Source organism: Bradyrhizobium sp. NAS80.1, assembly GCF_001908205.1.
Taxonomy (GTDB): domain Bacteria; phylum Pseudomonadota; class Alphaproteobacteria; order Rhizobiales; family Xanthobacteraceae; genus Bradyrhizobium.
The window spans coordinates 1-10,839 of record NZ_LGHL01000205.1; the positions used below are offsets into that span (position 1 = coordinate 1).

Consider the following 10,839-nt stretch of genomic DNA (forward strand, 5'->3'; position numbering starts at 1 on the left):
TCCCGGACAAGCGCAGCCTTGGCAACGCGTAGCGTTGTCCAGGGCGGAGCGCAGATCCGGGACCTCCGCGCGAGCGCTTGCGCTCGTCGCGATAACCACAGGGAGTGGTTTGGCGAAGACTCGGAGTTGCCAGCTCGCGCCGCAACTTCTCCCAGGGGATATGGGTCCCGGCGTTCGCCGGGACGCCACCGGTGATGTGTATTCAGCTCGTGCCTAGCGTACGCGCCCTAAGCCGCCGTATCCACCTTCAGCACTCCGCGCCGGATCTGGTCTTCCTCGATCGACTCGAACAGGGCCTTGAAGTTGCCCTCGCCAAAACCGTCGTCGCCCTTGCGCTGGATGAACTCGAAGAAGATCGGGCCGATCGCGTTGGCGGAAAAGATCTGCAGCAGCACCTTGGTCTGGCCGCCGTCGACCACACCCTCGCCGTCGATCAGGATACCATTGGTCTGAAGCCGCGCGACGTCTTCGCCATGCTTGGGCAGGCGCGCGTCGATCCGCTCGAAGTACGTCTCGGGCGGCGACGGCATGAAGGGCAGGCCGGCCTCGCGCAGGCCTTCGATGGTGCGGTAGATGTCGCGGCAGCCGCAGGCGATGTGCTGAATGCCCTCGCCGCGATAGGTCTTCAGATATTCCTCGATCTGGCCGGAATCGCCGGCGTCCTCGTTGATCGGAATGCGGATCTTGCCGTCCGGGCTGGTCAGCGCGCGCGAGAACAGGCCGGAGGCACGGCCTTCGATGTCGAAGAAGCGAATCTGGCGGAAATTGAAAAGCTTTTCGTAGAAGCCGGCCCAGACATCCATGCGGCCACGATGGACGTTGTGGGTGAGATGGTCGAGATAGAACAGGCCTGCACCGGCTGGTCGCGGATCGCGCGCACCCAGCCACTCGAACTCGGCATCATAGGCCGAACCCTTGGTGCCGTAGCGATCGACCAGATAAAGCAGGCTTCCGCCGATGCCCTTGATCGCAGGCACATCGAGCGTCTTCTGCGCGGATGACACGTCCGCGGGCTCCGCGCCGAGCGAGATCGCACGGTCATAGGCCGCCTTCGCATCGACCACGCGGAACGCCATCGACGGCGCACAGGGACCGTGCGCGGCGACGAACTCGTAGCCTTGGGTCCCGGGCTCCTCGTTGACGAGATAGTTGATATCCCCCTGGCGATAGACCGTGATCTTCTTGGTCTTGTGGCGGGCGACGGGCGCATAACCCATCAGCTTGAACAGGGCGTGCAGCTCTTCCGGATTGGGATGCGCATATTCGACGAACTCAAACCCATCGGTGCCCATCGGATTGTCGGCGCTGATCGTGGCCGGCGGTGCATCGTGCGGAAACGGACCCATGGTGCTCTCCCAAATTGCTGCTGCCATGAACTATCCTTCACGGGGCCTGCAATGAGCGTGCAAACGGGGCGTCTCCTGGTTATCATATGCACGATCCGTGCATGAAACGAGCAAATGACGCATGATTTCGGTTGATGCCTTCGACCTCAAGATCCTGGGTGCGCTCCAGGACGACGGCCGCCTCACCAACCAGGAGCTCGCCGAGCTTGCAGGGCTTTCGGCCTCGCAATGCTCGCGTCGGCGGATGCGGCTGGAGGAGGAGAAGGTGATCGCGGGCTACCACGCCGATCTCTCCAGCGAGGCGCTGGGCTTCGGCGTGATCGCCTTCATCCAGGTGACTCTGGCGACCCACTCACCCGACAATTCGAAGCGCTTCCGCGCGCTGGTTGGCCGCATCGACGAAATCCAGGAGGCCTATTCGCTGACCGGCGACGCCGATTACGTGCTCAAAGCCGTGCTGCGCGACCTCAAGGGACTCTCCAACCTCGTCAACGACGTGCTGATGCCGCACCAGAGCGTGGCGCATGTGCGCTCCTCGATCGTGCTCGACAGGCTCAAGGAAAGCTCACGGCTGCCGCTCAAGGAGATCAAACCCGGCTGAAATCGAGGGAAATGCGACATTCGCGCTGCGCACGCGATCTGCGATGATCCCGGTCAATCCGGGAGATGAAAGCCATGGCCCTCCAGCTTCGACCGAACTGCGAATATTGCGACCGCGACCTGCCGCCGAATGCAACTGACGCGCGGATCTGCTCCTATGAATGCACGTTCTGTGCGGATTGTGCGGAGACCAAGCTCTCCAACGTCTGCCCGAACTGTGGCGGCGGCTTCGCGCCGCGCCCGATCCGCCCGACGCAGGAATGGCGGCCAGGCGTGTGCACGAGCAAGCAGGCGCCGTCCGACAAGCGGGTGCATCTGAAGTACAGCCTGGACGACGTCGCGGCACATTGCGCGAGGATACGCGACGTGCCGCCGGAGAAGCGGTAGGTCTCGTAGGGTGGGCAGAGCGCAGCGTGCCCACCATGTCACCACGATTGCGGAAAGAAAGATGGTGGGCACGGCGCTCACGCGCCTTTGCCCACCCTACGAATCCGAGTGAGCGACCTACTCCGCCGCCGAAATCGTCCCCTCGACCTCGCCGAACCCAACGCGGTAGCCGTTGCCCTGGCACCAGCCGCGCATCACGAGGCTGTCGCCGTCCTCAAGAAACGACCGCTTGGCACCGCCGGGAAGTTCGACCGGCTCGGTGCCGTTCCAGCTGATCTCCAGAAGGCTGCCGCGCTGGTTCTTCTCCGGGCCGGAGATGGTGCCGGACCCCAGGAGATCACCGACATTCATGGCGCAGCCGCTGGAAGCGTGGTGCATCAGCTGCTGCACCGAGGACCAGTACATGTATTTGAAATTGGTGCGGCTGATGCTGGCGGGCGCGTTGGGGCCGGCAGCGCGCAAGGAGACGTCGAGCTCCAGATCGTAATTCTGCGGCCGGCTCTGCTTGAGATAGTCGAGCGGCACAGGCTCCTGCTCCGGTCCCTTCTGGCGGAACGGCTCCAGCGCCTCGCGCGTCACCACCCACGGGCTGATCGAGGTCGCAAACGCTTTTGCGAGGAACGGGCCGAGCGGCACGTATTCCCATTGCTGGATGTCGCGCGCGCTCCAGTCGTTCAGCAGGACGAAGCCGAAAATCATCTCCTCGGCCTGTTGCTCCGTGAGCATGCCGCCCATCGGCGAAGGCTGGCCGACCACGACGCCCATCTCCAGCTCGAAATCGAGCCGTTTGCATGGGCCGAAGCTCGGCAGCTCGACATTGGGCGGCTTCAGCTGCCCGCGCGGCCGTTTCACATTGGTGCCGGAGACCACGACGGTGGAGGCACGGCCGTTATAAGCGATCGGCATATGCAGCCAGTTCGGCTGCAGCGCATTGTCCTTGCCGCGGAACATCACGCCGACATTGGTGGCGTGCTCTTTCGAGGAATAGAAATCGGTGTAGCCGGAGACAGTGATCGGCAGATGCAGCTTGGCATCCCGCATCGGCACCAGGGCCTGCTTGCGCAGCTCCTCGTCGTCGCGCAGCTCCGGATGATCGTGACGCAGGAGCTCGCTGATCCGCGCCCGCGTCTTTGTCCAGACCTTCGGTCCCAGCGCCATGAAGGGATTGAGCGAGGGCCCGGAGAATACGCCGAGCGGACCGACCTCGAGCCGGGAGTCCTGCTCGAGCTCCCAGAGATCGAGCACGTAGTTGCCGATCGCGACGCCAACCCGCGGCGTTGGATTGGCGGCGGTCGAGAACACGCCGTAAGGCAGGTTCTGGATCGGGAAGTCGGAAGCGGGATCGACGTCGATGAAGGAGCGGAGACTGGGGTCGTTGGGGTGGGTTGTCACTTTTGGCCTGGTCCTTTCTTCCTTCTCCCCTTGTGGGAGAAGGTGGCGCGAAGCGCCGGATGAGGGGTCCTATCCGCGATTCCGAATGAGAGAGGCTCGCTCGTGGAAAGAGACCCCTCACCCGTCTCGCCGCTGCGCGGCGAGCCACCCTCTCCCACAAGGGGAGAGGGTTAAAAGCTACGGCCTGTTCGGATCGAACCGCTTCTCCAGACCCGTCCAGCAATCCGCGTAATCGTCCTGAAGCGTCGACGACTTCGCGGCGTGCGCTGTCACACGCTGCGGATAGCGGGTCTCGAACATGAAGGCCATGGTGCCGGTCAACTTCACCGGCTTCAGCTCGCCGTTGCTGGCGTGATCGAAAGCCTCGCGATCGGGGCCGTGCGGCAGCATGCAATTGTGCAGGCTGATGCCGCCCGGCACGAAGCCTTGCGGCTTGGCATCGTAGACGCCGTAGATCAGGCCCATGAACTCGCTCATGATGTTCATGTGGTACCAGGGCGGACGGAAGGTGTTGTCCGCGACCATCCAGCGCTCGGGGAAGATGACGAAGTCGATATTCGCCGTGCCTGCCGTCTCCGACGGTGAGGTCAGCACCGTGAAGATCGAGGGATCGGGATGGTCGAACCCGATCGCGCCGACCGGCGAGAAGGTCCGCAGATCGTATTTGTAGGGCGCGTAATTGCCGTGCCAGGCGACGACGTCGATCGGTGAATGCGGCAGCGTCGTCTTGAACAGCGAACCGCCCCATTTCACGAACAACTCGGTCGGCGTGTCCTTGTCTTCGTAAAACGCAACCGGCGTGAGGAAGTCGCGCGCGTTCGCAAGACAGTTGGCGCCGATCGGCCCGCGCTCCGGCAGCGTGAAGGCGCCGCCGTAGTTTTCGCAGAGATAACCGCGCGCCGGTCCGTTCGGAATCTCGACGCGGAACTTGACGCCGCGCGGGATCACCACGATCTCGCCGGGCTCGGCGTCGATGCGGCCGAACTCGGTGACGACGCACAGATTGCCCTGCTGGAGCACGAACATCAGCTCGCCGTCGGCATTGTAGAAGTGCTGGTCCACCATCGACTTGGTGATGAGGTAGACATGCGCGGCCATGCCGGCCTGCGTGTTCACGTCACCGGCGGTCGTCATGGTCTGCACGCCCTGGACGAAGGTCACGTCTTCCTTGGGCAGCGGCGCCGGGTCCCAGCGCAGCTGCGCGATCGGCAAATCGTATTCATGGCACGGCGCCGAGCGCCACAGCCCGGCATCGACCTTCTCGAAGCGTCCCGAATGCTTCACCGAAGGGCGGATGCGATAGAGCCAGGAGCGCTCATTGGTGCCGCGCGGCGCGGTGAAGGGCGAGCCCGAGAGTTGCTCGGCATAGAGGCCGTAGGCGCAACGCTGCGGCGAGTTGCGGCCGATCGGCAGCGCGCCCGGCAGCGCCTCGGTCTCGAAGCTGTTGCCGAAGCCGGACATGTAGCCCGGCGTCACCTGGGCCGAGCTCCGGATGATCTGATCAGGCGAGGTATTGATGTTCATGACTATCCTCCTCCTTGCAGGGCGGCCCACATTTCCTGGTCGCGCTTGTCGGTCCAGATCACGGGATCATCGATCCCGGACGCTTCGTCGAAGGCGCGCGACACGTTGAACGGCAGGCAGTGCTCATAGATGGCGAAGCTCGAAAACTTCGGATCCATCACCTCGCGCGTCGCCGCCATCGTTTCCTTCAGCGTGCGGCCCTTCGCGACGGAGATTTCGGCCGCGCCGTAGAGCGTAGAGACGAAGTCGCGCGTCATCGCGATGGCCTCGCGCCCCGTGGCAAGGCCCTTCAACGCATCGCCGCGGCCCGGCGCGATCGCCTTGGGATTGAAGTTGCGGATCTCGTTCAGCGTCATCGGCCATTCGCGCAAATGCGCGTCGCCGCAATAGCAGGCCGAGTGATATTCGATGAGGTCGCCGGAGAACATCACTTCGGCATCCGGCACCCAGGCGACGATGTCGCCCGAGGTATGGCCAGCGCCGAGTTGCATCAGGCGCACCTCGCGCTTGCCGAGATAGATCGACATCTCGCCTTCGAAGGTCAGCGTCGGCCAGGTCAGGCCGGGAATGCTTTGCGCATCCTGGAACAGGCGCGGGAAGCGTCCGTATTCGGAATCCCAATCCTGCTTTCCGCGCTCCTCGATGAGACGATAGGTCTCCTGCGAGGCAACGATGCCTTGCGCCTTGTAGGCGGAGGCCCCTAACACGCGCACGGCGTGATAGTGCGACAGCACGACATATTTGATCGGCTTGTCCGTGACGGTGCGGACGCGCTCGATGACCTTGTTGGCCATCGCCGGCGTTGCTTGCGCGTCGAACACGAGACAGCCGTCGTCGCCGACAATGACAGCCGTGTTCGGATCGCCTTCGGCGGTGAACGCGTAAAGATCGGTGCCGATCTCGGAGAAGGTAATCTTCTTCTCGGAGAGATCGCCCGTGGATGCGAAATTCTTCGCCATCAGTTCATCCTTCAAGTCTTTGGGGTTATTGTTGTTGTTGTTGCTGCTGCTGCTGGCCGTCGATCATGCGGCGCTTCGCGAGCCCGATCGCCTCGCGCAGCACGTCGATGTCGCCGATATGGTTGGCGAGGATCAGCACCAGCGCGGCATCGAAATCGGCGCTCTGCTCGTCTGTGAGGCCGCGATGCGCTTCGACGATGGCGCGAAAGGCGTCGTCCGGGCGCGCAAAGTTGGAGTTGGTGGAAAGCGGCATACCAGACCTCAATTCAAGCCTTCAATTCAAGCCGTTCAAATTCGAGCCTTGGGCCCGCGACAGCGCGGCCGCGATCGCCGCACGCGTCGGATGGCGGAAGCGCGCTGCAACATATCCATCGGGCCTGAGCAGATAGGCCGCACCCGGCTCGGCGTCGTAGCGCTTTGCGACAAGGCCTGAGGGATCGGCAAGTCCGCCCTCACCGCCGATGCGGATATCCTTCACACCATCGGGCGCGTCGATCGCCGCCCCATTGTTGAACGACAGCAGGGTGAAGTCTGTTCCACCCTTGCGGAATGCATCCGTCAGATAAGCCTGCTCGCCCGCGCGCGCCGCAACGGGGGCGTCGAGCATGGAACAGCCGGGAGACGGTCCGCCGCACCAGGCGTCGGCATCGGGGGATGACAGCGGCGAGTCATAGCTGCACGGCACCGACAGCCGGCCGCCATTGACCATGCGCTTGCCGAACTCGGTTTCCTTGGCCAGCGACAGCACGGCCTTGCGCAGCCGCGCTTCCTGATGCGAGTTCGGCGCCATGAAATCGGTCGAACGGGTGGATTCGCGGATGTTCTCGTCGGCCGCCAGGCTGCGCTCGACATGGTAGGTTTCGAGCAGGCTCGCGGGTGACAAGCCACGCAGCACGCGGTCGAGCTTCCAGGAGAGGTTTTCGGCGTCTTCGAGTCCCGAGTTCGCGCCACGCGCGCCGAAGGGCGAGACCTGATGCGCGGAATCGCCAGCGAAGATCACGCTGCCATGGATGAAGCGATCCATCCGCCGGCACTGGAACTTGTAGAGCGAGATCCACTCGAACTCGAACTTGTCGTGGCCGAGCATGCGCGCGATGCGCGGCCGCACGTTCTCGGGTTTCTTCTCGACGACCGGATCGGCGTAGCGATGGAGCTGGAGATCGATGCGCCAGACATCGTCGGGCTGCCGATGCAGCAACGCCGAACGTCCCGCATGAAACGGCGGATCGAACCAGAACCATCGCTCGGTCGGGAATTCCGCCGTCATCTTGACGTCGGCGATCAGGAACTGATCCTCGAACACCTGGCCTGCAAACTCGGCGCCGACCATCTGCCGCAGCGACGACCGCGCGCCGTCGCAGGCGATGACATATTGCGCGTGCAGGCGATAGGCGCCCTCCGGCGTTTCAATCGTCAGCAGGACGGAATCGTTGCGCTGCTCCAGCCCCGTCACCTTGTTGCGCCAGCGCAGGTCGATATCAGGCAGATCGCTGATGCGATCGACCAGATAGGCCTCTGCGTAATATTGCTGGAGATTGATGAAGGCCGGCCGCTTATGGCCGTCCTCGGGCAGGAGATTGAACTGATAGAGCTGCGATTCACCGTGGAAGATGCGGCCGACACTCCACACCACGCCCTTGTCGACCATACGGTCGCCGACGCCGAGCCGATCCCAATATTCCAGCGAACGTTTCGAGAAGCAGATCGCGCGGGAACCCTCGCCGATACGATCGGCGTCATCCAGAAGGACGACGCGCTGGCCGCGCTGGGCGAGATCAATCGCAAGCGACAGCCCGACCGGGCCTGCGCCGACGACCACGACCGGATGCTCGGCCGGGCTTTGGCCGGGGCGATCCTGATCGGGGTGACGGCGATAGCCGAACTGGGTTTTGGCCTGAGGAGAATTGGCCTGCGCCATACGCGAACCTCGGCTCTGGTCAGGAGAGGTTTGATCTGCTAGATAGTCTCACGTGCAACTATTTTGGACCGGAGCCGGCCGGCCGTCAACTGGAATTCGGAGCGCTCTTCTTGGCGAGGACATCCAGCGACATCGCGCTGAAGACACGGGAAGCCGATGAGGCTTCAGCGGGGCCTAAAGCTCGACTCGATCTGTTCAAGTTCGTGCCGTTCCGCCTCAACCGGCTTGCGGCGGAGGTGAGCTCCGCGCTCGCGGTCGAATATCAGGAGCGCCACGGCCTCGACATTCCGGCCTGGCGCGTGATCGCGACGCTCGGCTTTCGCAACGATGCCTGTAGCGCGCAGTACATCTCGCAATGTACCCGCACCCACAAATCCACCATCAGCCGCGCGGTGACCACGCTGTTGCATGAGGAACTGATCGAGCGGGTCGAGAATGAAGCCGACCGCCGCGAATTCCGCCTGCAGCTGACTAAGAAGGGCCGCGCGCTCTATGAGGAGCTTTTCCCGCAGTTGCTGCGGCGGGAGGACGAAATCCTCGCCTGCCTCTCCGCGCAGGAGCGCAAGCAGCTCTCTGTGCTGCTTAGCAAGATCGAGGCGAGCCTCGACCTGATCCAGACCAGCGAAGAGGCCGACGCCAAGCAGGCGTATTGATTTCTTCCGTCATTCCGGGGCGCCCGCGAAGCGGCGAGCCCGGAATGGCGCTGTCGCATCACTTCGCAAACGATCTCGACGGCGGCAGATGGAGCGCCCAGGCATCGACGTTGTCGCTGGCGCGCGGATAGATCTCCGTGACGATTGGATCGTGGCCGGGAATGTAGCGGTCGGGGTGACCGGCGAGACGCTCGATCGTCTCCCAGCCCTGCGCCATGTCGCCGACATTGTAGACGATCGGAAACGGGCTGCGGCGCTGCAGATTGGCGTAGTAATGCGTGGCGTCGGACGCCAGCACCACCGGCCCGCGCGCGGTCTCGACCCTGACCACCTGCAGGCCGTCCGAATGGCCGCCGACGCGATGCACGGTGACACCCGGCGCAACCTCGCCATCACCGGAATAGAAGGTGACGCGTTCGCCATAGACATGGCGCACCATCTGCGTGACGTGTTCGACCGAGAATGGATGTCGCAGCAGTCCGTTGCACATGCACCGCCCTGTCGCATAAGCCATCTCGCGCTCCTGGAGATGGAAGCGGGCGTTCGGGAAGCGATCGAGATTGCCGGCGTGGTCGTAGTGCAGATGCGTCACGATAATGTCGCGAATGCTCGACGCGGCGACGCCAAAACGCTCCAGCGCATCGACCGGGTTGAGCGTCAGCCTGCGCGCCCGCGCGGTCGCCTCCTCGGCATTGAACCCGGTATCGACCAGGATGTCGCGGCCGCCGCCGCGGATCAGCCAGACGAAGTAGTCGAGGTCCTGCGCCGCGCTGTCATGCGGGTCGGGCGCCAGGAAGTTCATGCTGGGGGTGCGCGGCGACATCGTCGCATAGCGCAGCGCGTAGATTTCGTAGACGTTTCCCATGGTTTTGATCTTGGCTTTGCTTTTCTGAATGGATCTTCAGGGACGCTCCGTCGCACCAAGCCATTGCCCGTCGCAAACGTCAAACATCCGACGTCGCGACCACCGCAAGCCTGCAATGTGAGACCAATCACATTTTCGTCGCCATGGCGGCCCTAACATGGCGCCATAAGGTCGAACTGGATCGCGTCGAGTACAACCATGACAGACCGTTTATTCCCCTCGCGGCGCGCCCGTGCGTTGCGGTCAATCGTCGCGATAACGCCGAAACTCCAAGCGGTTGACGCATCCTCTCCCCGGTTTGATAATGCCTAGAGCGTAAGTTAAGGTCGCCGCGGCGCAAGCTGGGATCGGCGCCTTTTTGGCTGGACCGCGCTGATTATGAAAATTCGCTTCCTCTTCCTTCTCCCTTTGCTCGTTTCGTTGCTCCCTACCGCTCCGTCGCTTGCGGCCGGCGACCGCTATGCGCTGGTCATCGGCAACGCCAAATATCCGGACGCCGATGCCCCGCTGAAGGAGCCGATCAACGATGCGCGCGACGTAGCTGACGAGCTCAAGCGGGACGGCTTTTCCGTCGAGATCGGCGAGAACCTGACCGGCGACGGCATGCGCCGCGCCTTCGACAAGCTCTACGGCAAGATCAAGCCGGGTTCGGTGGCGCTGGTGTTCTTCAGCGGGTTCGGCATCCAGTCGGCGCGCCAGAGCTACATGCTGCCCATCGATGCACAGATCTGGACCGAATCCGACGTGCGCCGGGACGGTTTCAGCCTCGAGACCGTGCTTGGCGAGCTCAATACCCGCGGCGCCGGCGTCAAGATCGCGCTGATCGACGCCTCCAGGCGCAACCCGTTCGAGCGCCGGTTCCGCAGCTTCTCGGCCGGCCTCACGCCGGTCATCGCGCCGAACGGCACGCTGGTGATGTATTCCGCGGCTCTGGCCTCGGTGGTCTCGGATGCCGGCGGCGACCACAGCCTTTTCGTCCAGGAACTCTTGAAGGAAATCCGCGTCCCCGACCTGATGGCAGAAGAGACGCTGAACCGCACCAAGATGGGCGTCACCCGCGCCTCGCGCGGTGAGCAGGTGCCGTGGATCTCGTCTTCGCTGGCTGAAGACTTTTCATTCATCCCCGGGCCCAGCGGATCGCGCCCGCCGGTGACGGCACAACAGCCGACGCCCCCCCGCTCCGCCGCCCGTCGTC

The 10,839-nt window shown here is 63.5% G+C and carries 11 protein-coding genes; 4 read left to right on the forward strand and 7 right to left on the reverse strand.

All coding sequences use genetic code 11. The annotated features are described in order from the left end of the window. Positions 1-227: 227 nt before the first annotated feature. Positions 228-1,346 (reverse strand): 4-hydroxyphenylpyruvate dioxygenase, encoded by a 1,119-nt coding sequence (gene hppD, locus AC629_RS35960; protein ID WP_084809490.1) that lies wholly within the window; start codon positions 1,344-1,346, stop codon positions 228-230. Positions 1,347-1,467: 121 nt separating this feature from the next. On the opposite strand from hppD, the gene AC629_RS35965 reads away from it, so the two are divergent. Both AC629_RS35965 and AC629_RS35970 read left to right on the forward strand, forming a co-directional pair. Further along, positions 1,468-1,947, forward strand: coding sequence for an Lrp/AsnC family transcriptional regulator (locus AC629_RS35965; RefSeq protein WP_084809491.1), 480 nt, complete (start codon positions 1,468-1,470; stop codon positions 1,945-1,947). A 74-nt stretch (positions 1,948-2,021) separates the two neighbouring features. After that, complete coding sequence (locus AC629_RS35970) at positions 2,022-2,333, forward strand: DUF1272 domain-containing protein (protein WP_084809499.1); 312 nt, start codon at positions 2,022-2,024, stop codon at positions 2,331-2,333. Positions 2,334-2,450: 117 nt separating this feature from the next. Here the strand turns inward: AC629_RS35970 and fahA are convergent, their stop codons facing one another. The 5 genes from fahA to AC629_RS35995 all read right to left on the reverse strand — a co-directional run bounded on the left by fahA (position 2,451) and on the right by AC629_RS35995 (position 8,126). Beyond that, entirely contained in the window at positions 2,451-3,725 is a 1,275-nt protein-coding gene (gene fahA, locus AC629_RS35975) for a fumarylacetoacetase (RefSeq protein WP_084809492.1), read from the reverse strand. A 177-nt stretch (positions 3,726-3,902) separates the two neighbouring features. Beyond that, positions 3,903-5,249 (reverse strand): homogentisate 1,2-dioxygenase, encoded by a 1,347-nt coding sequence (gene hmgA, locus AC629_RS35980; protein ID WP_084809493.1) that lies wholly within the window; start codon positions 5,247-5,249, stop codon positions 3,903-3,905. A gap of 2 nt (positions 5,250-5,251) precedes the next feature. Next, positions 5,252-6,208, reverse strand: coding sequence for an MBL fold metallo-hydrolase (locus AC629_RS35985; protein WP_084809494.1), 957 nt, complete (start codon positions 6,206-6,208; stop codon positions 5,252-5,254). Positions 6,209-6,233: 25 nt separating this feature from the next. Beyond that, positions 6,234-6,461, reverse strand: coding sequence for a DUF2783 domain-containing protein (locus AC629_RS35990; RefSeq protein ID WP_084809495.1), 228 nt, complete (start codon positions 6,459-6,461; stop codon positions 6,234-6,236). Positions 6,462-6,482: 21 nt separating this feature from the next. After that, a complete protein-coding gene (locus AC629_RS35995; protein WP_084809496.1) occupies positions 6,483-8,126 on the reverse strand; it encodes an FAD-dependent oxidoreductase in 1,644 nt (547 codons plus the stop codon). 110 nt (positions 8,127-8,236) lie between these two features. Between AC629_RS35995 and AC629_RS36000 the strand changes: the two genes are divergently transcribed. Next, positions 8,237-8,779: a MarR family winged helix-turn-helix transcriptional regulator gene (locus AC629_RS36000; protein ID WP_084809497.1), complete on the forward strand. Its 543-nt coding sequence runs from the start codon at positions 8,237-8,239 to the stop codon at positions 8,777-8,779. Between the two features lie 58 nt (positions 8,780-8,837). Here AC629_RS36000 and AC629_RS36005 read toward each other — a convergent pair whose 3' ends face one another. After that, on the reverse strand, positions 8,838-9,644 hold the full coding sequence (locus tag AC629_RS36005; RefSeq protein ID WP_084809498.1) for an N-acyl homoserine lactonase family protein: 807 nt from the start codon (positions 9,642-9,644) through the stop codon (positions 8,838-8,840). Between the two features lie 378 nt (positions 9,645-10,022). On the opposite strand from AC629_RS36005, the gene AC629_RS36010 reads away from it, so the two are divergent. Beyond that, on the forward strand, positions 10,023-10,839 hold an 817-nt coding region (locus AC629_RS36010; RefSeq protein ID WP_143199701.1), incomplete at its 3' end, for a caspase family protein.